Source organism: Saccharopolyspora elongata, from assembly GCF_004348985.1.
Taxonomy (GTDB): Bacteria; Actinomycetota; Actinomycetes; order Mycobacteriales; family Pseudonocardiaceae; genus Saccharopolyspora; species Saccharopolyspora elongata.
This window is the reverse complement of sequence record NZ_SMKW01000004.1, coordinates 21,754-44,890: the sequence shown is the minus strand read 5'-3', so window position 1 is coordinate 44,890 and position 23,137 is coordinate 21,754. Positions and strand designations below refer to the sequence as shown.

Annotated in this window: 21 protein-coding genes; 15 read left to right on the top strand and 6 right to left on the bottom strand. The window is 69.6% G+C overall.

Annotation, left to right across the window (positions count from 1 at the left end; all coding sequences use genetic code 11):
* Positions 1–16: 16 nt before the first annotated feature.
* The 3 genes from E1288_RS04590 to E1288_RS04580 are packed head-to-tail and all read left to right on the top strand — an operon-like array spanning position 17 to position 2,972.
* Positions 17–928: an ABC transporter permease gene (locus tag E1288_RS04590; RefSeq protein WP_132481256.1), complete on the top strand. Its 912-nt coding sequence runs from the start codon at positions 17–19 to the stop codon at positions 926–928.
* Complete coding sequence (locus E1288_RS04585) at positions 925–1,947, top strand: ABC transporter ATP-binding protein (RefSeq protein WP_132481251.1); 1,023 nt, start codon at positions 925–927, stop codon at positions 1,945–1,947. The genes E1288_RS04590 and E1288_RS04585 overlap by 4 nt, the downstream gene beginning before the upstream one ends.
* On the top strand, positions 1,944–2,972 hold the full coding sequence (locus tag E1288_RS04580; RefSeq protein WP_235883335.1) for an ABC transporter ATP-binding protein: 1,029 nt from the start codon (positions 1,944–1,946) through the stop codon (positions 2,970–2,972). The genes E1288_RS04585 and E1288_RS04580 overlap by 4 nt, the downstream gene beginning before the upstream one ends.
* A 389-nt stretch (positions 2,973–3,361) precedes the next feature.
* Here E1288_RS04580 and E1288_RS04570 read toward each other — a convergent pair whose 3' ends face one another.
* Complete coding sequence (locus tag E1288_RS04570) at positions 3,362–4,132, bottom strand: TetR/AcrR family transcriptional regulator (protein WP_235883334.1); 771 nt, start codon at positions 4,130–4,132, stop codon at positions 3,362–3,364.
* An 85-nt stretch (positions 4,133–4,217) separates the two neighbouring features.
* Between E1288_RS04570 and E1288_RS04565 the strand changes: the two genes are divergently transcribed.
* Positions 4,218–5,150, top strand: coding sequence for a zinc-dependent alcohol dehydrogenase (locus tag E1288_RS04565; RefSeq protein WP_132481242.1), 933 nt, complete (start codon positions 4,218–4,220; stop codon positions 5,148–5,150).
* Positions 5,151–5,586: 436 nt separating this feature from the next.
* Here the strand turns inward: E1288_RS04565 and E1288_RS04560 are convergent, their stop codons facing one another.
* Together E1288_RS04560 and E1288_RS04555 are read right to left on the bottom strand one after the other, a co-directional pair.
* Complete coding sequence (locus E1288_RS04560) at positions 5,587–6,771, bottom strand: Gfo/Idh/MocA family protein (RefSeq protein WP_132481238.1); 1,185 nt, start codon at positions 6,769–6,771, stop codon at positions 5,587–5,589.
* Between the two features lie 260 nt (positions 6,772–7,031).
* Complete coding sequence (locus E1288_RS04555) at positions 7,032–7,946, bottom strand: LysR family transcriptional regulator (RefSeq protein WP_132481234.1); 915 nt, start codon at positions 7,944–7,946, stop codon at positions 7,032–7,034.
* Positions 7,947–8,077: 131 nt separating this feature from the next.
* Here E1288_RS04555 and E1288_RS04550 point away from each other — a divergent pair, with 131 nt between their 5' ends.
* Together E1288_RS04550 and E1288_RS04545 are read left to right on the top strand one after the other, a co-directional pair.
* Complete coding sequence (locus tag E1288_RS04550; protein ID WP_207954172.1) at positions 8,078–9,034, top strand: NAD(P)H-dependent flavin oxidoreductase; 957 nt, start codon at positions 8,078–8,080, stop codon at positions 9,032–9,034.
* A gap of 74 nt (positions 9,035–9,108) precedes the next feature.
* Complete coding sequence (locus tag E1288_RS04545; protein WP_132481225.1) at positions 9,109–10,152, top strand: NAD(P)H-dependent flavin oxidoreductase; 1,044 nt, start codon at positions 9,109–9,111, stop codon at positions 10,150–10,152.
* 127 nt (positions 10,153–10,279) lie between these two features.
* Here E1288_RS04545 and E1288_RS04540 read toward each other — a convergent pair whose 3' ends face one another.
* Positions 10,280–11,464 carry a globin domain-containing protein gene (locus tag E1288_RS04540; protein ID WP_132481220.1) on the bottom strand — a complete coding sequence of 395 codons (1,185 nt, stop codon included), beginning with the start codon at positions 11,462–11,464 and terminating at the stop codon, positions 10,280–10,282.
* A 75-nt stretch (positions 11,465–11,539) separates the two neighbouring features.
* Positions 11,540–11,986: an RrF2 family transcriptional regulator gene (locus tag E1288_RS04535; protein ID WP_132481216.1), complete on the bottom strand. Its 447-nt coding sequence runs from the start codon at positions 11,984–11,986 to the stop codon at positions 11,540–11,542.
* A 174-nt stretch (positions 11,987–12,160) separates the two neighbouring features.
* Here E1288_RS04535 and E1288_RS04530 point away from each other — a divergent pair, with 174 nt between their 5' ends.
* The 7 genes from E1288_RS04530 to E1288_RS04500 all read left to right on the top strand — a co-directional run bounded on the left by E1288_RS04530 (position 12,161) and on the right by E1288_RS04500 (position 20,469).
* A complete protein-coding gene (locus tag E1288_RS04530) occupies positions 12,161–12,871 on the top strand; it encodes a GntR family transcriptional regulator (RefSeq protein WP_132481212.1) in 711 nt (236 codons plus the stop codon).
* 116 nt (positions 12,872–12,987) lie between these two features.
* Positions 12,988–14,124: an N-methyl-L-tryptophan oxidase gene (solA, locus tag E1288_RS04525; protein WP_132481209.1), complete on the top strand. Its 1,137-nt coding sequence runs from the start codon at positions 12,988–12,990 to the stop codon at positions 14,122–14,124.
* Positions 14,125–14,140: 16 nt separating this feature from the next.
* Positions 14,141–15,592 carry a sodium:solute symporter family protein gene (locus E1288_RS04520; protein ID WP_132481206.1) on the top strand — a complete coding sequence of 484 codons (1,452 nt, stop codon included), beginning with the start codon at positions 14,141–14,143 and terminating at the stop codon, positions 15,590–15,592.
* Positions 15,589–16,755 carry an NAD(P)/FAD-dependent oxidoreductase gene (locus E1288_RS04515; RefSeq protein WP_132481203.1) on the top strand — a complete coding sequence of 389 codons (1,167 nt, stop codon included), beginning with the start codon at positions 15,589–15,591 and terminating at the stop codon, positions 16,753–16,755. The genes E1288_RS04520 and E1288_RS04515 overlap by 4 nt, the downstream gene beginning before the upstream one ends.
* A 371-nt stretch (positions 16,756–17,126) precedes the next feature.
* Complete coding sequence (locus E1288_RS04510) at positions 17,127–17,921, top strand: SDR family NAD(P)-dependent oxidoreductase (RefSeq protein ID WP_132481200.1); 795 nt, start codon at positions 17,127–17,129, stop codon at positions 17,919–17,921.
* A gap of 469 nt (positions 17,922–18,390) precedes the next feature.
* Positions 18,391–19,593, top strand: a complete 1,203-nt coding sequence (locus E1288_RS04505) for an MFS transporter (protein WP_132481197.1) — start codon at positions 18,391–18,393, stop codon at positions 19,591–19,593.
* Between the two features lie 57 nt (positions 19,594–19,650).
* On the top strand, positions 19,651–20,469 hold the full coding sequence (locus E1288_RS04500) for an aldo/keto reductase (protein ID WP_132481194.1): 819 nt from the start codon (positions 19,651–19,653) through the stop codon (positions 20,467–20,469).
* A 66-nt stretch (positions 20,470–20,535) separates the two neighbouring features.
* Here the strand turns inward: E1288_RS04500 and E1288_RS04495 are convergent, their stop codons facing one another.
* Positions 20,536–21,435 carry a LysR substrate-binding domain-containing protein gene (locus E1288_RS04495; protein WP_132481191.1) on the bottom strand — a complete coding sequence of 300 codons (900 nt, stop codon included), beginning with the start codon at positions 21,433–21,435 and terminating at the stop codon, positions 20,536–20,538.
* 143 nt (positions 21,436–21,578) lie between these two features.
* Between E1288_RS04495 and E1288_RS04490 the strand changes: the two genes are divergently transcribed.
* Both E1288_RS04490 and E1288_RS04485 read left to right on the top strand, forming a co-directional pair.
* Positions 21,579–22,589 carry an aldo/keto reductase gene (locus E1288_RS04490; protein ID WP_132481188.1) on the top strand — a complete coding sequence of 337 codons (1,011 nt, stop codon included), beginning with the start codon at positions 21,579–21,581 and terminating at the stop codon, positions 22,587–22,589.
* 30 nt (positions 22,590–22,619) lie between these two features.
* Entirely contained in the window at positions 22,620–23,033 is a 414-nt protein-coding gene (locus E1288_RS04485) for an SRPBCC family protein (RefSeq protein ID WP_132481185.1), read from the top strand.
* Positions 23,034–23,137 lie beyond the last annotated feature (104 nt).

The window sequence follows — 23,137 nt, the reverse complement described above, 5'->3', positions numbered from 1 at the left end:
GCCAGAAATCCCCATCATGCCGTGTCGGGCGCTGAGATCAAGAATCTCCGCCCTTCAAGGACGGGGAGCAGTCAACTACCTCGGGCTCAGCCTGGTCGGCCGGCTGCCGAGGCCGCTGCGCGCGCCGCTGTTCGTGGTGGCGGCGCTGATCGCCGCCGGCTACGTGCTGATGGCCGTCTGGCCGAGCCTGTTCACCTCCGCCGATCCGATGCACTGCGAACTGCGGCTCAGCGGCGCGGGCCCGGCACCGGGCCATCCGTTCGGCTTCGACATGCAGGGCTGCGACTACTTCGCCAACGTCGTGCACGGCGCCCGGCCGTCGATCGCCATCGGCCTGCTCGTCACCGCGGTGACCTTCGTGCTGGCCGCGGTGCTCGGCGCGCTGGCCGGTTACTTCGGCGGCATCGTCGACGGAGTCGTGTCGCGGATCGCCGACGTGGTGTTCGGCCTGCCGATGATCATCGCCGCGATCGTGGTGCTCAACCTGTTCGAGGAACGCACGATCTGGACGGTGAGCCTGGTGCTGATCGTCTTCGGCTGGCCCGGCGGCATGCGCTACATGCGCGGCTCGGTGCTCAAGATCCGCAACCTCGAATACGTGCAGGCCGCGCGCGTGCTGGGCGGCAGCCACCTGCGCATCATGGGCACGCACATCGCGCCGAACGCGCTGACCTCGCTGATCGTGCTCAAGACCCTCGAGATCGGCGGTGTCATCGCCGCCGAGGCGGCGCTGACCTTCCTCGGCATCGGGCTCCAGCCGCCCGCGATCTCGTGGGGGCTCCAACTCTCCACCGCCCAGCAGCAGTGGCAGGCCAGCCCGCACCTGCTGGTCTACCCGGCCCTGTTCCTGACCGGCGCCGTCCTGGCGTTCGTCGTCCTCGGCGACAGCCTGCGGGAAACCCTCGACCCGAAGGGAAACCATTCGTGAACGCGAAGGCGCGGTCCGCGCCGCACCAGGCCGAGGACGACCGGCGCACGGTTCTCGACGTGCGCGGCCTCAGCGTCGACTTCCACACGCCCGCCGGCCGGCTGCACGCCGTCCAGGACGTCAGCTTCAGCGTGGGCGCGGGCGAAACGCTCGCCGTGCTCGGCGAATCGGGCTCGGGCAAGAGCGTCACCGCGCAGGCGATCATGGGCATCCTCGACACGCCGCCGGCCGAGATCGTCAGCGGCACCGTCGAGCTCGGTGGCCAGGACCTGCTCGCGCTGCCCGAGCGGCAACGGCGCGCGGCAACGGGATCGCGCGTGTCGCTGATCTTCCAGGACGCGCTCACGGCGCTGAACCCGGTGCAACCGGTGGCCAAGCAGATCGGCGAGCTGTACCGGCTGCACCGCGGCGCGTCGCGGAAGCAGGCGTGGCGGCAGGCCGTGGAAATGATGGACCGGGTGCGGATTCCGGCGGCGGCCGGCCGCGCCGGCGATTACCCGCACCAGTTCTCCGGCGGCATGCGCCAACGCATCCTCATCGCGATGGCGCTGGCGCTGGACCCGGAGGTCGTGATCGCCGACGAGCCCACCACCGCTCTCGACGTGACCGTGCAGGCCCAGATCCTCGACCTGCTCGCCGAGCAGCAGGCCGAGCGCGGCCTGGCGCTGGTGCTGATCACCCACGACCTCGGTGTCGCGGCCAAGATGGCCGACCGCGCGCTGGTGATGTACTCCGGGCGCGTCGTCGAGCACGGGCCGATCCGCCGGCTGTTCACCGCGCCGATCCACCCGTACAGCCAGGGCTTGGTCGCCTCGATCCCGCGGCGGTCGCACCGCGGCGGTCCGCTGCCCGCGATCAGCGGCCTGCCGCCGAGCCTCACCGATCGCCCCGCGGGCTGCCGCTTCCACCCCCGCTGCAGCATCGCGCGCGAACACTGCGAGTCGGTCGAACCGGAACTGCTGCAGCTGGACGACGGCAGGCAGACCCGGTGCCACTTCTGGACGGAGGTCGCATCGTGACCGATCAGCACATCCTCGACGTGCACGACGTCACCAAGCACTACCGCAAGCGCGGCGGCGGGCGGTTCGGCCTCGGATCCGCCACCGTCAAAGCGGTCGACGGCGTGAGCCTGAAACTGCGCAAGGGCGAGGCGCTGGGCATCGTCGGCGAGTCCGGGTGCGGCAAGTCCACGTTGACCCGGCTGCTCACCGCGCTGGAGAAGCCCACCAGCGGGCAGATCCGCTACCGGGGCGTCGACGTTCACAGCGCGAAAGGCGCCGCCCGAACCCAGATGCGGCGCAACATCCAGATGGTCTTCCAGGACCCCTACGCCTCGCTCAACCCGCGCAAGACCGTCGGCTCGATCCTGGCCGAGCCGTTCCGGATCCACCGCGACGCGTTACCCGAGTCGGGCCTGCGCCCGCGACTGGAGCAGCTCCTGGAACAGGTCGGCCTGCGGCCGGACCACCTCGACCGGTACCCGCACGAGTTCTCCGGCGGACAGCGCCAGCGCATCGGTATCGCCCGCGGCATCGCGCTGAACCCGGAGGTGCTGATCTGCGACGAACCGGTCTCGGCGCTCGACGTCTCGGTGCGCGCGCAGGTCCTCAACCTGCTCGCCGAGCTGCAGCGCGAACTGTCGCTGACCGTCGTGTTCATCGCGCACGACCTCGACGTGGTGCGGCACTTCTGCGACCGGATCGCGACGATGTACCTGGGCAGGGTGGTCGAGGAAGGCGACTGCGACGCGGTCTACGACCGCACGGCCCACCCCTACACCCGGGCGCTGCTGTCCGCGATCCCGCGCCCCGGTTTCGACGACGAACCGGAGCAGGAGCGCATCGTGCTCGAAGGCGACCCGCCGTCGCCGATCGCACCGCCGCCCGGCTGCCCGTTCCACACCCGGTGCTGGATGGCCCGACCGGACTGCGCGCACACCGTTCCGGCCGGGCACGACCTGGGCGAGGGGCACGTCTCGCACTGCCACTTCGCCACCGAGGTCGCCGACGCCGACCCGCGCGCCGCGCTCGGCGGATCGCGGTGACCGTTCAGTTGACTGCACCAACTCGTGTTGATCAAGGATGAGCGACCATCCGCGACGGAAGAGTTGGTGCATGTCCGATGTGGACAGCGGGCTGCCGATTCCCATCGGCGCGGCACTGTTGGGCCACGTGAATCTGGCCGCCCAACCGGGACCGGGTGCTGGTGGCGTTCTGGATCTCGACCGGGGCGCGCGTCGGAGCTGCTGGGAGTACGGCAGTGCGACGTCGCCCCGGGCCAGCAGCCGATCACCGTGGTGCGCAGAGGAACCCGGGCCGTGCAGCAGGTCCCGGCGTCGGCGAACGCGTTCGTATGGTTGCGCTAGGAGCGCTGGACAGCCAGCGGGACCGGAGACCATCGCGACGGGGCCGCCCTCCTCGCACCTGTTTCACATCAGTCGCGTGTGGTGTTCTCGCGCTCGATCAGGATCCGGAATCCGGTCAGCAATGCGTTGAGTCCGACTTCGAACTCGTCGTCGCTACCGACCTCCGCGAGGACATCGGCGTGCTGGACGAGCAGTGGAAAGGCCGCAGCGTCTCGTGAGCGGTACAGCAGGCGCCGGTGACTGATCTCCTCGGAATCCGACGCGTCCAGGCCGAGGTTGAAGTGCACCGAGCCGATCACGAAGGTGGCCAGCGACGACGCGACGGCGGCCGCGAGCCGGGGGCTGAGACCGGCGCCGATGAACAGTTCGAGGGAGTACTCCCTCCCGGCCAGCGAGTTGGGACCGAGCCGCTCGGTCCCGCGAAGCAGCGAGGCCACGCCAGGGTGCCGGAGCAGGTGCTCGCGGAACAGGCGTGCGGACCACGCCGCCTTCTCGGCCCAGTCCGCGCCGTCAGGCGGAACCGAACTCGCCACGCCGAGGGTCCGGTCGACGAGCAGGGTCACCAGCTCCTCGCGGTTGCGCACGTGGCGGTAGAGCGACGCCTGCGTGCAGTCGAGTGCCTCGGCGAGGTTGCGCATCGTCAGCGCGGCTGCCCCGCGGGTGTCGAGCAGGGCCATGGACGCGTCGAGGATGGCCTCGAGGGTCAACGACCGGCGCCGCCGCTGCCGCACGGGTTCCTGCTCCCGGGCGAGCCACCAGGCCGCCGAGCCCGGCCTCGTTCCCGGCCCGCTCTTCGGCGGCGGATCGCCCGTCCCGGCTGTCGTCATCGGTTCGCGCACCAGGCAAGGGTAACCGCTATGCGAACATCTATCACTTTAGTCTAAGCTAACGGCGTTCGCATAACTGAAGCGGAGAGGAATCACCATGCGCGCCGTACGAAACACCGATTCGGGCATCCTCGTGGCCGAGGTCGAAGAACTGGGAGCGCCCGGGGTTCGCCTCACCATCGCCTCGGCGGGTATCTGCGGGACCGACGTGGACTTCGCGACCAATGGCGTACTGGGCTACACCTATGGTCACGAGTTCGCCGGCACCGCCGCCGACGGCACGTGTTACGCCGTCGAACCCACCGTTTACTACGGAGAGTGCGACCAGTGCCGCGCCGGCCACGTCCAGCGGTGCAACGCGCCGGAGCACGGAACGCTGGGGATATTCAGGGACGGCGGGATGTGCGATGCCGTCACCGTCGCCGAGAACATGCTCGTCCGACTCCCGTCCGGCCTGGATGTGCGCGACGCCTGCCTCGTGGAGCCGGCGTCGGTGGCCTGGCACGGTGTGCGTAGCGCGGCACTCGAGCCCGGGGAGCGGGTGGCGGTCGTCGGCGGCGGCAGCATCGGGCTGCTGGCTGCAGCGGCAGCCCGGCAGCGCGGCTTCGACGTCGATGTCGAGGTGCGCCACACACACCAGAGGATCGCGGCGGAACGCCTCGGATTCGGCTCGGCGGACGGCGTCTACGACGTCGTGATCGACGCTGCGGGCAGCGAGGCCGGCCTGGCCCGGTGCGCCGAACTGGCCCGCGTCGGCGGTCGCGTCGTGCTGCTGGGCGTATACCAGCAGACCGTGCCCATCCCGGGCATCGTCAGCCTGGTCAAGGAACTTGTCTACATCCACTCCATCGCCTACGGCCGGCACGACGGCGTCCGCGACACCGAACAGGCCGCGGCGATGCTCGCCGGCAACCCCGAGATCGCGCAGACGGTGATCACCCACCGCTTCCCCCTCGACGACGCCGCAGAGGCCTTCCGCGTGGCCGGCGACCGTGCCTCCGGAGCCATCAAGGTCGTCCTCCACCCCTGACAGCACACCGTCCGGCGCGTACGCACTCCTAGCGGTGGCCGGGGTTGGTTCCGCAGTATGCCCTGGTAGAGGCGCTCTACCAGTAGGGCGCCAGCCACCGCTCCGCAGCGATGGCGATCCAGCCGACGGCGCCGGCGAACGCGCTATGCGGCATGAGCGGATGTTTGTTGTGGCCAACAAACCGATCAACGTCCGAAGTGGACAAGTACGCCACGGTGGTGGGTGCCTGACGCCGGTGGCGTTTTCGCGCGAAACCGCCATCCCGCCCCACGCGGAACGCCGCTTTCGCGCGAAACCGGCGCCGTGCACCTCAGACGGCCATGTCCCACGCGTACCTGCGCAGCATTCTGAAACGACCCCCGGGAGCGCTGTGCTGGCGTGCCGCGGAGAAGTGTCCGCTGCGCCCGCCGATGCGGCGGGCGCAGCGGAGCGCTGGTCAGGACGAGCTGACGCGGGACCGCTCGAAGTAGTCGATCAGGGCGGCGTCCGGCGCGGTCACCTCGACCGGCATTCCACCGCTGCGCAGCGATTCCGTTGCCGCGCAACCGGTCGCGACCGCTTCCCGCGCCGCGATCGGCGAGGTGACGGTCGGCACGTCGGCGCTCACGAACGCCAGGAACTCGGCCACGATGCGCGGGTCCGCGCCGCCGTGCCCGCCGCTGGCGCGCTCGACCTCCACCACCCGGTCGGCGTCCGGCGCGTAACCGCGGTGCCTGCGGTTCCACACCTTGACCACCGAGTCCGCGTCGTCGCCGAAGTTCTCCAGCCTGCCCTCGGTGCCGATGACGGTGTAGTTGCGCCAGTAGTCCGGCGTGTAGTGGCACTGCTGGTAGCTCGCCAGCACGCCGTTGTCCAGCTCCAGGTTGACCAGGCTCAGGTCCTCGACGTCCACGACCGGGTTGAGGCCGGTCTGGCTGCGCGGCGGCCAGTTCTGCTCGTACTCGGCCCAGTCGTGGCCCGTCTTGTAGGTCTCGCGCTCGTTGCGGTCGGTGAGGTCGCCGTAGACGGTCAACGCGCCCATCGCGTTGACGCGCCTGCTGTACCCGCCGGCCAGCCAGTGCAGCACGTCGATGTCGTGCGCGCCCTTCTGCAGCAGCAGGCTCGTGCTCTTGCTCCGGTCGGCGTGCCAGTCCTTGAAGTAGAAGTCGCCGCCGTGCCCGACGAAGTGGCGGCACCAGATCGAGGTGACCTCCCCGATCGCGCCCGAGGTGATGAGATCGCGCATCGTGCGGATCACCGGCATGTGTCGCATGTTGTGCCCGACGTAGAGCTTGCCGCCGAACCGCCGCGCCGCGGCGAGGACGCGGTCGCAGCCGGCCGTGGTGACCGCCAGCGGCTTCTCGAGGTAGACGGCGAGTCCGGCTTCCAGGCAGCGGATGGCGTGCTCTTCGTGCAGGTGGTCGGGGCTGACCACGAACACCGCGTCCAGTTCGCTTTCCAGCAGTTCGTCGAGCGTGTGCGTCTGCCGGACGTCGTCGCCGTAGCGCTGCGCGGCGGCAGCGGCGCGCGCCGGATCCGGATCGCACACCGCGACGATCCGCGAGCCCTCACCAGGCCGGTGGGCGTGGTCGGCGATCCCCACCCGCAACCCGCAACCGAGCACACCTGTCCTTACGTCCATGGGTCACCTTCCCGCACCACGGCCACGTGCGCGCACCGGCAAGACTGCGCACTTTTGCTCCAACATGATTGTTTGCAGCATATATCGATCACTTTCGCGCAATCCACTCTATGTCGCCCACGCCGCCGACACCACCCCCAGGACAGGACATGGCACACGCGAGCGGCATCACTGTTGCGCCTGGGCGGCGACCGGCCTTCTGGCCGAATTCGACGGGAGGGCAACCACAACCGACGTCGGCGACAGCACCCCTGGAGGGACTACCCGCCCTCTCCTGGCGCGACCGTGCGCAAGACCGCGCCGACGCTGCGGTCGGCCGCGGCGTGGAGGTGCCGGCGGAACTCCTTCAGCGCCATGGTGACGTGTGCGTCGCGACGACGAACGAACACGGTCGTCACCGTTGCATCGGTAGGCGCCATCCGGTGCAGGCGGAGTCGGTGGCGCAGTCCGGAATGCTCGACCAGTGCCCGGGGCAGCATCGTGACCCCGAGGCCGGCGGCGACGCAGCCGAGGATGCCTTCGACCGTGCCGTAGTCGAGGACCTTCGGTTCCACGCCGCGCGCTCGGACGACGGCTTCGAGCCTGCGCCGGTACGAGCACCCCGCGCGGAACACGAGCAGTCGAGGGCCGTTGGGTCCGCGCAATGCGTCATCGAGGTCGCGGTGCCGCAGCGCGGTGATGACGACCATTTCCTCGGTGAAGACCTCTTCTTCGTGCAGGTCCTCGTCGTTGATGGTGCCGGCGACGAGCGCTCCGTCGAGGGCGTGGTCCTTGACCAGCGCCACCAACGACTCGGTGGGGCCGGTGAGCACGGAAAGGTCGACATCCGGCCAGGCCGCGGTGTAGGACTCCAGGACGGGCGGCAGCCGAATCCCGGCCGTCGTCTCCATCGCTCCGATCCTCAAAGGCCCGGAGGGCCTTTCGTCCCGAACGGCGCGGCGGGCCTCGTCAGCGAGCGATGTGATCCGCTGGGCGTAACCGAAGAACTGCTCCCCGGCCGCGGTCAAGGCCACTCCCCGGGCGTGACGGCGGAGGAGGATCGCGCCGAGTTCTCGTTCCAGCCCTGCCATTCGCGCGCTGATGCTGGACTGCACGGTGTGCAGTTCCGCGGCCGCGCGCGTGATGCCGCCGGTGCGTGCCACGACGACGAACACCTGCAGGTCCGACAACTCCACGTCTCGCTCCTGACCTTGAGGGTTCGTCGCTGACGATGGCAGCGTTCGCCACTCATCGTTGGACACGATGCCAAGCAGAGCTTAGCGTCCTTCCTGCACCGAAGACGCAGGTCGACAGCGGGGAGAGCCCGGTGATCCCAACCAGACTGACGGCGGCGCTGGGCATCGAGCAGCCGGTCTTGCTCGCGCCGATGGACAAGGTCGCCGATGCCCGGCTCGCTTCGGCGGTGTCCGCGGCGGGTGGGCTGGGCTTGCTCGGTGGCGGATACTGCGACCGCGAATGGCTGGACGAGCAGCTGGCGTCGGTGAGCAGGCGGGTCGGATGCGGGTTCATCACGTGGTGCCTGGCCCGGAACCCCGAGCTGCTCGACGTCGCGCTCGATCACGACCCGGCAGCGGTGTTCCTGTCGTTCGGCGACCCGATGCCGTTCGCCGACCGGATCCACGACTCGGGCGTGCCGCTGCTGTGCCAGGTCTGCACGGTCGAAGAAGCGCGACGCGCCCTGGACGCCGGAGCGCGCGTTCTGGTGGCCCAGGGAGGAGAGGCGGGCGGGCATGGCACCGGAACCCGTTCGACGCTCACCCTGGTTCCCGAACTGGCCGACCTGCTCGCCGCACGTTCTCCGGACACACTGCTCGTGGCCTCGGGCGGGGTGGCGGACGGCCGCGGACTGGCCGCCGCCTTGTGCTTGGGGGCCGACGGCGTACTGATGGGGAGCCGGTTGTGGGCGAGCACGGAGGCGGCCGTGTCCGCCGCCGCGCAGCGCCGTGCACTCGCCTCCAGCGGCGACGACACCGTGCGGCAGAGCGTGTACGACATCGTCCGGGCGGTGGACTGGCCCTCCCACTACACCGGAAGAGTGCTGCGCAACGACTTCGTTCGGCAGTGGCACGGGCACGAGCAGAAGATGCGCGAAGACCTGCCCCGTCTGCAAGAGGTCTTCAAGAACGCCAAGGACAACGACGACTACAGCATCGGGAACGTCATCGTCGGCGAAGCGATCGGCCTCATCGACGAACTCGAGCCCGTCAAAGCGATCATCGACCGCGTCGTGCGGGAAGCCTCGTCCATCCTCGTCCCGACCTGAGCTCGTCGACAGCGCGCCGCACCCGCAGACCTGATCTGCTCGTCCACCACGCAACACCATGGAAGGAACTGCACATGCAGCAACGAGTCCGGGATTTCTGCGCGCGCTTCGGTCTGCGCGTGCCGATCCTGCAGGCGCCGACGGCCGGTGCCTGCCCGCCCCGGCTGGCGATCGCGGTGGCCGAAGCCGGCGGGATGGGCGCGAACGGGGTGGTGCTCGACCGGCCCGAACTCATCGGCGACTGGGTGGAGCGGTTCCGCGCGGGAACGACCGGCCCGTTTCAGCTGAACACCTGGATCCCGGACGCGCCGGTCGACGACCCCGGGCGGCAGCAGGCCGCGGAGCAGTTCCTGGCGCGATTCGGCGAAGCGGGCGAGGCCGGGCCCCCGAGCCCGGATTTCGCCGAGCAGTGCGAGGCCATGCTGGCGGCCCGGCCGACGGTCGTCTCGTCGATCATGGGGCTCTTCGCCGATGACTACGTCGAGCGGCTGCACCAGGCGGGCATCGCGTGGTTCGCCTGCGCGACCAACCTCGCCGATGCCCTGGCGGCCCAGGACGCCGGCGCCGACGCCGTCGTCGCCCAGGGCATGGAGGCGGGCGGGCACCGGGGCAGTTTCGACCCGCAGGCGGCCGAGCAGACCGACGTCGGCCTGTTCGCCCTGATCCCGCACCTTGCCGACCGGCTGCGGATCCCGGTCATCGCGGCCGGCGGAATCGCGGACGGACGTGGCGTGGCCGCCGCGCTGACCCTCGGCGCGAGCGCGGTCCAGGTGGGGACCGCGTTGCTGCGCTCCCCCGAGGCGGGCATCGACGACGGCTGGTCGGCCGCCATGGAAGGGCTGTCGCCGGAGCGGACGGTCACCACCCGCGCGTACACCGGCCGACTCGGACGGACGGCGCCGACGCCATTCGTGACGGCATGGACGAGCGACGAAGCTCCTTTGCCCGCCCCATATCCCGTCCAGCGGCAGCTGGTGGGCCGGTGGCGCCGAGGCGGTGCGGCCGGTCTCGACCGGGTCAACCACTGGGCCGGCCAGAGCGCGGCCCTGGCCACCACGGCACCGGCGGGAGAAATCGTCACTCGCATGTGGACGGACGCGCGCGAACTGCTCGCCTGATCGCAGACGAGCACCAGGTGGCGCCGACGATGCATCCGGATGTTCGGGTGTGGTCGGCGCCCTGGTGGTCGAGACGCGGTTCAGCGATGCGGGCTGGACGGAATCATCGGAGCACCGCTCGGAAACGTCAGTCCTGGGCGAGCCAGAGGTCGGGGCCGAAGACCTCGTAGTGGATGTCGGCCGCCGGGACGCCGAGTTCGCGGAGCTGGGTGCGGACCGCGCGCAGGAACGGCAACGGCCCGCACAGGTAGGCCGTGATGCCCTCCGGGATGCCGATCACGGCCAGGTCGACCAGGCCCGTGCGGTCGGCAGGCCAGGGACCTTCGGGGGCCTCGTACCAAACGTCGGCGGTGGCGTCGGGAAGCTTCGCGACGAGTTGGTCGAGGTCGGCGCGGAATGCGTGGGTGCCCTGGGCGCGGTCGGCGTGCACGGCGATGACCCGGCGCGGCGAGCCGGTGGCCGCCAGGTGGTTGAGCATGCTGATCATCGGTGTGCAGCCGATGCCGGCCGAGGCGAGCAGGACCGGTCCGTCGCCATCATCGAGCGTGACATCGCCGAAGGGCGCCCCGATCCGGAGGACGTCGCCTTCGGCGACGCGCTCGTGCAGGTGGTTGGAGACCTCGCCGTCCGGGCTGCCGACGACCTTCTTGACCGTGAACTGCACCGCGTCGGCGGGCGCGCCGGAGAGGCTGTACTGGCGGATCTGGCGCGCCCCGTCCGGCAGTTCGACCTGCACGGACACGTACTGGCCGGGTCGTGACACGGGCGGCGGGGCGCCGTCGACCGGGCGGGCGAGGAAGGTGACGACGTCGTTGTCGGGCAGGCGGCCCACGACGCGGTAGTCGCGCCAGACGTCGCCGTCGGGAGTGCCCGCCTCGGCGTACAGGCGGGCTTCGATCGCGATGAGCGCGTCCGCCATCGACCAGTAGACCTCGCTCCACGCCGCGGCGACTTCGTCCGTGACGGCCTCGCCCAGCACCTCGGCGATGGCGGCGAACAGGTTGGTGTGCACGATCGCGTACTGCTCGGGCGTGATCCCCAGAGACGCGTGCTTGTGCGCGATGCGGCTCAGCATCGTCTCGGGCGGGGTGCCGGGATGTTCCAGGAGCGCCGAGGCGAACGCGGCGATCGATCCCGCCAGGGCCTGCTGCTGCGCACCGCTCGCCTGGTTGCCCCGGTTGAACAGGTCGCGCAACAGGTCGGGGTGGGCGGTGAAGAGCTTGTCGTAGAACACCGACGCGATCTCGCCGATGGCGCTGCGGACCGCCGGCAGGGTGGCGCGCACCGTTTCGATCGATTCCTCGGACAACATCGGCCAACTCCAAACTGGTATCCAATATTCGTATTTTCGGCCGCACCGGATCACCGGGCGCGGTGCGTTCCGGGGTCAGCCCGCCGGCGGCCTCGACGACAGGCTCAGCAGGATCGGCCCGGTGGGGGCGGCCACCAGGTCCTCGATGGTGATCGGGTCGAGCGCGGCGAAGAAGGCTTCCTGGGCGTTGCGCAGCGCCGTGCGCAGCCGGCATGCCGACCGCAGCGGGCAGGGCGGATCGTCCTCGCAGCCCACCACATCGCCCACGCCTTCGAGCTCGCGGACGAGTCGGCCGAGAGATCCGGTGCGCCCCGACTGGGTCAGAGCGAGCCCGCCACCTCGGCCCCGCCGAGCGTCGACGACGCCTAGGCGCTGCAACAGCGTGACGACCTTCGCAGCATGGCTGTAGGGAACGGCGACCTGGTCGGCGACCTCGCGAGTGGTCGGGGCGGCCTCGTCGTCCAGGACCGCGAGGCGCATCGCTATCCGCAGCGCGAGATCGGTTCTTTTGGTCAGCCGCACGAGCACGACCCTAGATAACTGGAATCTCAAAATCCAAATATCCCCCGCACGCCTGTAAGGCAGCTCATACCCGGCGCGCGCAGATCCGATCAGGACGACCGCCGTCCCGCAACGGTATTGACCGTGCAAATCCTGTATTGACCGGTCAATTGGCGCCCGCTAGATTCTCCTCCCATGGCAGTCCCGGCGTACTTGCGGATCCGCAACGAGCTGGAGCGGCAGATCCGCTCCGGCGCGCTTCCGCCTGGAACCCGGCTGCCGACCGAGTCCGAGCTCCAGCGGGAGCACTCGATCGGCCGCGCGACCGCGCAGCGAGTGCTGACCGAGCTGGCGCAGGCGGGCTTGGTGGAGCGCCACCGCCGGCGCGGAACGTTCGTCGCATCGAGTGCACGGCAGGAGAACCTGCTGCGCATCGCCAACCCGGTGCTGCAGGGCCCGGAGATCCCGGGGCGGCACGCGGTGGACTCGATCACGGTGCTCCCGGCCCGGGACGCCGACGTCGACCTGCCCGGCGTGGCCGACGACGCGCCGGTGCACGAGTTGCGGCGGCTGAAGTTCGACGTCGACGACAACCCGATCGCCGTCGAACTGTCCGTCATCCCGTTCTCGTTGGCACCACGACTGCAGGACGAGGACCTCGTCCACCTGACCGTGCACGACTACTTCACCCGCATCGGCGTTCCCGCGGCGAAGTCCCGCGTCTACATCGACCCGATCAACCTCGACGAAGCGACCGCGGATCGGCTGCAGCTGCCCGCGGGCAAGGCGGTGATTCGGTTGCGGCGCCTGACCTGGCTGACCGACGGCGATCTCGCCGAAGTGGCGTGGTGGATCATGCGCCCCGACCTCGTCGAGTACTTCCTCGAACAAACGATTCCCCAGTAACGAGGAATCCCCCTCAGCCGCCGATCCCCAGTGGATCGGTCGATACGCCGTGCGCATTTTCACGGACCTCCCATCCCCGGTGAACGTCGTCATCGGCGCACGAAGGAGTGTGACCATTGGCAATCCCGCGCATCGCGATCATCGGCACCGGCGTGATCGGTGCGATGACCGCCTGGCAGCTCACCCGTCGAGGGGCCGAGGTACTGGCCTTCGACGCCTACTCCCCCGGTCACGACCGCGGGGCATCCGCCGGTGAATCGCGGATCTTCCGGACCGTCTACAAGGAAGGGTCGAGCTACGTTCCGCTGCTGCAGCGGTCCGGCGGCCTGTGGCACGACCTGGAGCGAACGTCCGGATCCGATCTGCTGACCATGTGCGGCGGGCTGACCATCGGTCGCGCCGACCATCCGGACATCCAGGCCGTCCAGCGCTGCGCCGAAGAGCACCGGCTCGACCACGAAGTCCTCGACGCGAACCGGTCTCGAAAGCGCTTTCCCCAGCACGCGGTCGACGATGACGAAGTAGCGGTGTTCGATCCGGCCGCGGGCGTCCTCCGCCCCGAACTCGCGGTGCAGGCAGCCCTGCACGCCGCCGAGGCATCCGGTGCGACGCTGCTGTCCCACCACCCGGTCCAGGAGGTCTCCGAGACCGCGCATGGATGGCGAATCACCAGCAACGGCAAGGACTTCGACGCCGATCACGTCGTCTTCGCCCCCGGGCCGTGGGCGTCGCGGCTGGAAGCGCTGCGAGGACTTCCGGTCGAGGTCCGGTTGATCACCGCGTGCTGGTGGGCGGCCCGCGACCACGCCGCCCATCTGCCGGACCGGCTGCCGATCACCATCCGCCGGCACCGCGAAGCCGGGTTCTCCTGCTTCCCGTCCTTGGACGGCGCATCCATCAAGACCGTGCCGCACCACCTCGGGTTCCCGGTGCTGGACGGCCCGGATGCCCTGCCCCGCAACGCTTCCCCGGAGTTCGTCCGCGCGGCATCGGCCGCCGCGGCCCGGCTGCTGCCCGGCGTCGTGCCGCACCCGATCCGGATCGGCACCTACGCCGAAGGGTTCACCCCGGACGACCACGCGCTGCTCGGCGCCCTGCCCGGCCTGCGCAACGCCACGGTCATGACCGGCTTCTCCGGCCACGGTTTCAAGCTCGCACCGGTCTTCGGCGAGATCGGCGCCGACCTGGTCCTGACCGGCGGCACCGCGCACGACATCGACCACCTCGACCCCAGCCGCTTCACCAACGCGTGATCACTGGAGGCACACCATGCCCACAGGTTCGACCGGACAGCTGGTCGGGATCGTCCTCACCAGCCTGCTGGTGATCGGCGCCGGCGCCGCCATGTCCGTCTACTTCGGACGCCGCGCGAAGACGTCCCAGGATTGGCTCGCGGCCAACGAGTCGCTGCCGCTGTTCGTCGTCGTCATCACCCAGTTCGCCGCCGCTTCGGGCGGTGGCGTGCTCATCGCCCACGTCGGGATCGGCTATAGCTCCGGGTGGTCGGTGTTCATCTACGAAGGCTGCGTGCTGGTCGGCTTCCTGCTGCTCATGCTGATCGCACGCTGGCTGCGCGAGCAGCGGTTCACCACCGTGCCCGACGTCGTCACCCGCCTGTTCGGCCAGAACCGGCTGCTCACCGCCATCGCCGCGCTCGCCGCGCTGGTGGTCCCGTTCGGCTGGATCGCGACGCAGTTCGTCGCCTTCGCCCGGCTCTTCGGCCAGCTGACCGGAATCCCGCTCCCCGTGCTCGTCGCGGTCATCGCCCTCGCTTCGCTGGCGTTCGTGCTGCCCGGCGGGCTGACCTCGGTGGCCTGGGCCGACTTCGTGTTCGGACTCTTCAAGATCACCATGGCGCTCGTCGTCGCGCTCTACGGCATCCAGCTGGCCGGCGGCTGGACGCACGTCACCCAGGTCGTGCCGCAGCGGCTGTGGGGCTTCGAGGGCATCACGGCCGTGGGCTGGCAGCAGATCTGGCTGTGGGCGGCCGCGATCATCCCCGGAACGCTGACCAACCAGCTCTACTACCAGCGCGTGTTCGCGACCAAGCGGATCAGCGATGCGCGCCGCGGCCTCGGGCTCTCGGGGCTGACGATGCTCATCAGCGGCGTCTACGCCGGCTGCATCGGGCTCGCGGTGCACGCGATGAACCCGAACCTGGCCTCCCAGGAGGACGCCGCCGGCTGGCTGCTCACCCAGCTCCCGTCCTGGATGCTCATCGTCTTCGCGGCGTTCCTCGTCTCGACGATCGTCGCCACCAGCGGCGCCGCCCTGCAGTCGGTCACCGCCAACCTGACCCGCGACGTCTACCAGAACATCGCCGGCAAGCAGGCGAGCGAGCGCCGGACCGTCGCGCTGTCGCGGGTGCTGACCGTCGCAGTGTCGATCATCGCCGCCGTGCTGGCGGTCGTGTTCCCGCAGGCCCTGCCGTGGCTCGTGGCCACCTACGCCTACTCGGCGGCGGCGCTGGCCGCGCCGATCTTCCTCGGCTACCTGCTGCACCGCCGCCGCCACCTCACCCCGGCGACCGCGATCGCGAGCATGGTGGCGGGCATCGTCGGTTGCGGCGTCGCGCAGGTGCTGGACACCACCGTGCCCTACGCGGTGTACGGCATCGTCACTTCGGCCGTGGTGCTGCTGCTGATGACCGTCGCGACGTCCAGCAAGAGGGCCGACGCACCCGCGCCGGCCGTTCGCAGTGAGATTGTGAGGGAACGATGAGCAAGAGGATCGCCGTCGTCGGTCTCGGAGTGCTGGGTGCCAGCGTCGCACGATCGCTGGCCCTGCGGGGCGCCGAGGTGACCGTGTTCGAACGGTCCGCGGCGCTGGCCGGAACGTCGGGCACGTCGTTCGCCTGGACCAACTCGCACAGCAAGAACCCGCGCTCCTACCACGACCTCAACGTCGCCGGCCTCGCCGAACACGACGCGCTCGCCTCCGACACCGCGCAGACATGGCTGGTGCGCAACGGAAATCTCGAGTGGGCCGAAGACCCCACGGGCGCGGACCGGCTCGCCGCCTCGGTCGCGGAACTCACCGGCCGCGATTACCCCGTCGACTGGATCACCCCGCAGCGGGCCCGCGAACTCGTGCCTGACCTGCGCATCCCCGACCACGTCACCGACATCGCCCACTACCCCACCGAAGGACACGTCTTCCCGGCGCTGCTCGTATCGCGGCTGTGGGGCGAAGCTCGCGACCACGGCGCACGCCTGCGCTGCCCCGCGACGGTGACCGGCCTGTCCGAGACCGACAGCGGGGTGCGGATCGAGCTGACCGACGGCGTCGCCGAGGCCGACGCCGTCGTCCTCGCGGTCGGCCGCTGGACCGAGGCGCTCACCGCGTCGGCGGGGCACCGCATCCCCGTGGCCGACCCAGACGCCGCGGGAACCGCGACCGTCGGGATGCTCGGCTTCACCAACCCGCTCCCCACGAGGCTGGACCGCATCCTCACCACGCCGCGGCTCAACGTCCGCCCGGACGGCGGCGGTCGGCTGATCGTGCAAGGCCTTGACCTCGACACCGACGCCGACCCGGCCAACCCGCCGGCGCTCGACGGTTACCACGCCGGGCAGTTGTGCAGCCGCCTCAACGACCTGCTCGACGGCACCGGAGGGGCCCACTTGGAGTCCCTGCGCATCGGCCAGCGCGCCATGCCCGCCGACGGCCTGACCGTCGCCGGGTTCCTCGGTGACCGGGGCAGGATCTACACCCTCTGCACGCACAGCGGCATCACGCTCGGCCCACTCCTCGGGCGTCTCGCCGCGCAGGAACTCCTCACCGGAGACCTCGCGGAGATGCTCGCGGACTTCCGTCCCCAGCGCCTCATCGGCCGCACCGACCTCCCCGCCCTCCAACCGGCCCGCTTCGCCGGCCAGCAGTAACGGAACCCGCAGTGCCCAGGCGCTCCTCCGGCCACCTGCGCACCGCGCAGACCGGCACAACGGTGATCTACGTTCGGTGGTCTACGTTTCGGTGGTCCGCAGTTTCAATTGAAACCGCGGACCTCCGGCGTGTCGGGCCACGACACGCCGGAGGCTGTGGACAACTCCCGCAATTTCAATGGAAATCGAACCTCTGATTTCCATTGAAATTGCGGACATCCGGACCCCGGAGCAGCACCGGCGCGTCAGCGGCGGACGGTCTCGTGGGGGAGAATCCCACGAAGGTCGCGGCGCCGCGTACCGCATCGACGCCACGACCACCATCCTCATAGGACGACCAGACAACGTTTTCCCTGCCAGAGAGGCGAAGAATGCGCATCGATCTCAGCGAGAAGACCGCTATCGTCACCGGTTCCTCGGCGGGGATCGGTTTCTCGATCGCACGCGGTCTCGCCGGCGCGGGCGCCGATGTCGTCGTCAACGGCCGTTCGGAGAAGACCGTCACCGCCGCCGTCGACAAGATTCGGCAGGAGGTCCCGGACGCGGCCGTGCGCGCGGCCGTCGCCGATGTCAGCACCGAGGACGGCGCGAACCGGGTCGTGGACCTGGCGGGCGACGTCGACATCTTGGTCAACAACCTCGGAATCTTCGGCGCCACCCCGGCGCTCGAGATCACCGATGACGATTGGCGGCGCTACTTCGAGGTCAACGTCCTCGCATCGGCGCGGCTGACCCGCCTGCTGCTGCCCGCGATGATCGAACGCGACTGGGGACGCGTGCTCAACATCGCCAGCGACTCCGCCGTGGTCATCCCCGAGGAGATGATCCACTACGGCACGAGCAAGACCGCGCTGCTCGCCGCTTCCCGCGGATTCGCGAAGGCCGCCGCAGGCACCGGGGTCACGGTCAACTCGGTCATCGCCGGCCCGACCCACACCGGCGGCGTGGAGGACTTCGTCTACCAGCTCGTCGACCGGGCCCTCCCCTGGGAAGAAGCGCAACGCGAGTTCATGCGCACCAACCGGCCGCAGTCGCTCCTGCAGCGGCTCATCGAGCCCGAGGAGATCGCGAACATGGTCGTCTACCTGGCCTCACCGCTCGCATCGGCCACAACTGGCGGCGCGGTGCGCGTGGACGGTGGCTACGTCGATTCGATCCTGCCCTGACCGGTCTCACCCGGGGCACCGACCCTGAGGTGTTTCAGAGTGGCTCCGCCCGGCTGATCCCGAAGGCCCCGGCGCCTGGCACAGGCGGGCGATTTCGCGCGAAATCGCCAACCCGCCCCCACGCGCGGCGTCGATTTCGCGCGAAATCGACGCCCTCCACCCGGACGACCACACCTCACAGGGGCCCCCACGCACCGGCCTGGAACGACCCTTGAGCCGGAACCTGCCGCCTGACAGGTTCGAGGCCCCGTCCGCCGGCGCTGATCAGCTGGGCACGCACTTCGACGGCATCGTCGGCGATTCCCACGAGCACCTCCTGTCGATTACCTGCAACACCGAGCTTGCACCTTTATGAGGCGTCTGCAACTATCTCCCGCGTCACAATGACTGCACATTGAACTAGGACGCGTCTGCAACTATTGTCGACGCTCGTAAGGTTCAGACGCAGTCATAACGGAAGGCCGTGCACATGCCTCTCGCGCTCCTGGCCCTCGCCATCGGCGCCTTCGGGATCGGCACCACCGAATTCGTGATCATGGGCGTGCTTCCGCAGGTCGCCGGCGAGTTCGGCGTCAGCATCCCCGCCGCGGGCTGGCTGGTGTCCGGCTACGCGCTCGGTGTCGTCATCGGCGCGCCGATCCTCACCGTCCTGGGCACCAAGGTCTCCCGCAAGAAGATGCTCCTGTTCCTGATGGGCATCTTCATCGCGGGCAACGCGCTCTCCGCCGCCGCTCCCACCTTCGGCGTCATGCTCATCGGCCGGGTCGTCGCCTCGTTCGCCCACGGCGCGTTCTTCGGCATCGGTTCCGTGGTCGCCGCCAACCTCGTAGCCCCCGAGAAGAAGGCCTCGGCCATCTCGCTGATGTTCATGGGGCTGACCATCGCCAACATCATCGGCGTCCCCGGCGGCACCTACGTCGGGCAGGCCGCCGGCTGGCGGGTCACCTTCGGCATCGTCGCCCTGCTGGGCGTGATCGGATTCCTCGGCGTCGCCATGCTCGTCCCGGAGCAGGGCAAGCCCGAGGCCGCGAGGATCCGCACCGAGTTCGCCGCGTTCCGCAACGTGCAAGTCTGGCTCGCGATGGCGATGACCGTCCTCGGGTACGGCGGCGTGTTCGCCGCGATCACCTACATCGCGCCGATGATGACCGATGTCGCGGGCTATTCCGAGGGCGGCGTGACCTGGCTGCTCGTGCTGTTCGGCATCGGCATGTTCCTGGGCAACCTGCTGGGCGGCAAGTTCGCCGACAAGGCCCTGATGCCCATGCTCTTCGCCACGCTCGCCGCCCTCGCGGTCGCCTTGCTGCTGTTCACCGTGACGGCGCACAGCCAGGTCCTCGCCGCGATCACCCTGCCCATCATCGGCGCCTTGGGCTTCGCCACCGTGCCCCCGCTGCAGAAGTGGGTCCTCGACCAGGCATCCGCCGCCCCGACCCTGGCTTCCGCCGCCAACATCGGCGCCTTCAACCTCGGCAACGCCCTCGCCGCCTGGCTCGGCGGCGTCGTGATCGCCGCCGGATACGGCTACACCTCGCCCAACTGGGTCGGAGCCGTGCTCGCCGGCACGGCGCTGCTGCTGTCCTTCCTCGCGGCCTTCCTCGACCGCCGCAGCCGGGCGCACGCTCCCAGCGCGGCTCCCGCACCCGCCGAGCCGGTGGCCGCCCAGCACTGATCCCGCTCCCCCTACGGGGACGCAAATCCGCAACACCCACGAGGAGTTCTGCACATCATGGTTCCCACCACCACCCTCAACAACGGCGTCGAGATCCCGCAGCTCGGCTTCGGCGTCTTCCAGGTGCCGGACGCGGAGACCACGGCCGCGGTCGCGGCCGCCCTGCAGGCCGGTTACCGCTCCATCGACACCGCCACGATCTACGGGAACGAGGCCGGCGTCGGCCGCGCCATCGCCGAGTCCGGAATCGCCCGCGACGAACTGTTCGTCACCACGAAGCTGTGGAACGCCGATCAGGGTTACGACACGACACTCGAGGCGTTCGACCGCAGCCTGGACGCGCTCGGGCTGGACCACGTGGACATGTACCTCATCCACTGGCCCACGCCGGCTCGCGACCTGTACCTGGAGACCTGGAAGGCCATCGAGAAGCTGGTGGCGGACGGGCGGGTTCGCGCCGCCGGTGTGTCGAACTTCCAGCCCGCGCACCTGCGTCGCCTGCTCGACAACAGCGCGCTCGTCCCGGCGGTGAACCAGATCGAGCTGCACCCCGGGCTCCAGCAGCGCGAGCTGCGCGCCCTGCACGCCGAGCGCGGAATCGCAACCGAGGCTTGGAGTCCCCTGGCCCAGGGTGCGCTGCTCCGCGAAAGCACGGTGACCGAAATCGCCGCTCGGCACGGCAAGTCGCCCGCCCAGGTCGTCATCCGCTGGCACCTGCAGCTGGGCAACATCGTGATCCCGAAGTCCGTCACCCCGTCCCGCATCCGCGAGAACATCGACGTCTTCGACTTCGCGCTGGCCGAGGACGAGATGACCGCGATCGCCGCGCTCGACCGCGGTCTGCGCACCGGGCCGGACCCCGACACCCTCAACTGAGGACCCGCGCACAGGTCGCACGGGCGGATCTTCTCCGCCCGTGCGACCTTTCCGCGCAGTTGCGAGCTATTCGGCGCTGCTCGTGCGAAGGACGGTGGCGCGGAACGAGGTCACCACGGGCCGCAGGTCGACTCGGTGCCATGCGGCCCACAGCCGGACGCAGCCGTCGTGCCAAGGGAGTTCGCGCACCTCGACCTCCTCGGTGGTGGCGCCGGCCATGCTCTTCTGCACGAATGCGAGCCCGAGCCCGGAGGCGACCAGGCCGAGCGCGGTCAGCGGCTCGGCGGCGTCGAGGCGGATGTCCGGCGTGAAGCCGGCCGCGGCGCAGGACGCGATGAACGTGTCCCGCCAGGCGGGATCCTGGGCGTTCTCGATCGCGATCCACGACTGACCGTCCAGGTCGCCGGGAGCGATCTCTTCCTTGTCTGCGAGCGGATGTCTCGCGGGCAGGGCGAGCAGCAACGGGTCCTGGAACAGCGGCGCGGCCAACAGGTCGGGATCATCCGCGGACGGAGGTTCGTGGACGAGCGCGATGTCGAGGCTGCGCTGCCGCAGTCCTTCGAACTGCGCATTGGGCGCCAGGTTGTACAGGGCGATGTGGACGTCGGGGTTTGTGTCGTGCAGTGCACGTAGTGCGCCGGGCAGGATGCCGGTGTGGATGGCGTCGGCGACGTAGCCGATGCACAGGCCGCCTTCTTCGCCGCGGCCCAGCCGACGGCCCAGGCTCTCCAGGCGGTCGGCATGCCGTAGCAGCGCACGGGATTCGGCCAGGAAGACCTCGCCGTCCCGGGTGAGCCGGATCCGCTGCTGGCTGCGCTCGAACAGGGTAAGCCCCAGGTTCTTCTCGAGCTGCGCGATCTGCCGGCTGAGCGGCGACTGGGAGATGTGGAGCCGCTCGGCGGCCTGACCGACGTGTTCGGTCTCGGCGACGGCGACGAAGTAGCGGAGTTGCCGCAAATCCAACATGGATAAGACCTCAGGAGACTTAACTCTGTCCAAGTAAGTCTTGGACAGTCTCAAGTTTCGTCCCTAACCTCGAACTTGTCAATCGACGAACCGACGCAGGAAGCAACTTCCCGTCGCACCTCGCACAGCAAGGAATCCGCACCATGTCCATCAGTTCCTTCCTGCCCGGCCGACTGGGCTTCGGCACCGCACCGCTGGGCAACATGTTCCGGGCCATCCCCGAAGAAGAGGCCGCGGCCACCGTGGAAGCCGCCTGGGACAAGGGAATCCGCTACTTCGACACCGCCCCCTTCTACGGCGCGGGCCTGGCCGAGATCCGGCTGGGCGACGGTTTGGCCGACCGCCCCCGCGACGAATTCGTGCTGAGCACGAAGGTCGGCCGCGTCATCCTCAACGAGATCGAGGACCCCGCGGCCCGGGATCTGGGTGAGAAGGGCGGAATCTTCGAACACGGACGGCCCAACAAGATCGTCCCCGACTATTCGGCCGACGCCACGATGCGCTCCATTGAGGACAGTCTGAAGCGGCTGAGGACGGACCGCCTCGACATCGTGTGGGTGCACGACGTCGCCCAGGACTTCTACGGCGACGAATGGCTGGCCGCATACGAGTCCGCCCGCACCGGCGCATTCCGGGTCCTGCAGCAGCTGCGCGACGAAGGCGTCATCAAGGCCTGGGGCCTCGGCGTCAACCGCGTCGAGCCCCTGGAGCTGACGCTCGACCTCGACGAGCCGAAGCCGGACGCGTTCCTCCTCGCCGGGCGCTACACGCTGCTCGACCACGAGCGCGCCCTGCAGCGGCTGCTGCCGGCCGCCGAGGCGCAGAGCGTCGACATCGTCGTCGGAGGGCCGTACAGCTCCGGCATTCTCGCCGGCGGACAGCACTTCGAGTACCAGAAGGCCCCCGCCTCGATCATCGCCAAGGTGGACCGCATCAAGGCGCTCGCGGCGCAGCACGGCGTGGACATCAAAGCAGCGGCGCTGCAGTTCTCCCTCGCCCACCGCGCCGTCGCCGCGGCCATTCCCGGCGCCACACGGCCGAGCCGCATCGCCGAGGACGTCGCCGCACTCGACGAGACCGTTCCGACGGCCTTCTGGGCGGCCCTGCGCGCCGAAGGGCTGATCGCGCCGGACGCCCCCGTCCCCAACGCCTGACCCGCTATTCCGCCTCTTCAGGAGAAGACCATGGCAACTACGACCGCAACCATCGACATCCGCGTGCCCGCCGACCGGATCTGGCAGCTCATCGGAGGCTTCGACTCCTTGCCCGACTGGCTGCCCTACATCCCCGCGAGCGAGCTCGGCGAGGGCGGACGCGTCCGCAGCCTTACCAACGAGGAGGGCGGCACCATCGTCGAACGCCTCGAAGCGTTCGACAACGACGCGCGCACCTACACCTACTCGATCGTCCAGGCCCCGTTCCCCGTCACCGGCTACCGCTCCACCATCACCGTGCACGAGGTGTCGGACTCGCAGAGCCGAGTGGAGTGGTCCGGCACCTTCACGCCGGTGGGAACGAGCGACGAGGAAGCGATCGCCCTGTTCCACGGCATCTACGCCGACGGCTTGGCTGCACTGACGAAAACGCTGGGCGCGTGAGCCCGGATACGGGATGTCCGCGCGCAAGCTCCGCCGGAGCTCGTCACCGGTGCCCTCGGCAACGCCGCCGGCGGCGCCTCCTGGCCGATCGCCTCGCTGTGGGC

What these genes read in the sequence shown, in the direction of transcription:
- E1288_RS04485 (WP_132481185.1), top strand. Translation starts at nt 22,620, where the DNA reads ATGGCAACTACGACCGCAACCATCGACATCCGCGTGCCCGCCGACCGG.
- E1288_RS04510 (WP_132481200.1), top strand. Translation starts at nt 17,127, where the DNA reads ATGCGCATCGATCTCAGCGAGAAGACCGCTATCGTCACCGGTTCCTCG.
- E1288_RS04500 (WP_132481194.1), top strand. Translation starts at nt 19,651, where the DNA reads ATGGTTCCCACCACCACCCTCAACAACGGCGTCGAGATCCCGCAGCTC.
- E1288_RS04560 (WP_132481238.1), bottom strand. Translation starts at nt 6,771, where the DNA reads ATGGACGTAAGGACAGGTGTGCTCGGTTGCGGGTTGCGGGTGGGGATC.
- E1288_RS04495 (WP_132481191.1), bottom strand. Translation starts at nt 21,435, where the DNA reads ATGTTGGATTTGCGGCAACTCCGCTACTTCGTCGCCGTCGCCGAGACC.
- E1288_RS04530 (WP_132481212.1), top strand. Translation starts at nt 12,161, where the DNA reads ATGGCAGTCCCGGCGTACTTGCGGATCCGCAACGAGCTGGAGCGGCAG.
- E1288_RS04545 (WP_132481225.1), top strand. Translation starts at nt 9,109, where the DNA reads ATGCAGCAACGAGTCCGGGATTTCTGCGCGCGCTTCGGTCTGCGCGTG.
- E1288_RS04520 (WP_132481206.1), top strand. Translation starts at nt 14,141, where the DNA reads ATGCCCACAGGTTCGACCGGACAGCTGGTCGGGATCGTCCTCACCAGC.
- E1288_RS04565 (WP_132481242.1), top strand. Translation starts at nt 4,218, where the DNA reads ATGCGCGCCGTACGAAACACCGATTCGGGCATCCTCGTGGCCGAGGTC.
- E1288_RS04590 (WP_132481256.1), top strand. Translation starts at nt 17, where the DNA reads ATGCCGTGTCGGGCGCTGAGATCAAGAATCTCCGCCCTTCAAGGACGG.
- E1288_RS04505 (WP_132481197.1), top strand. Translation starts at nt 18,391, where the DNA reads ATGCCTCTCGCGCTCCTGGCCCTCGCCATCGGCGCCTTCGGGATCGGC.
- E1288_RS04490 (WP_132481188.1), top strand. Translation starts at nt 21,579, where the DNA reads ATGTCCATCAGTTCCTTCCTGCCCGGCCGACTGGGCTTCGGCACCGCA.
- E1288_RS04515 (WP_132481203.1), top strand. Translation starts at nt 15,589, where the DNA reads ATGAGCAAGAGGATCGCCGTCGTCGGTCTCGGAGTGCTGGGTGCCAGC.
- E1288_RS04540 (WP_132481220.1), bottom strand. Translation starts at nt 11,464, where the DNA reads ATGTTGTCCGAGGAATCGATCGAAACGGTGCGCGCCACCCTGCCGGCG.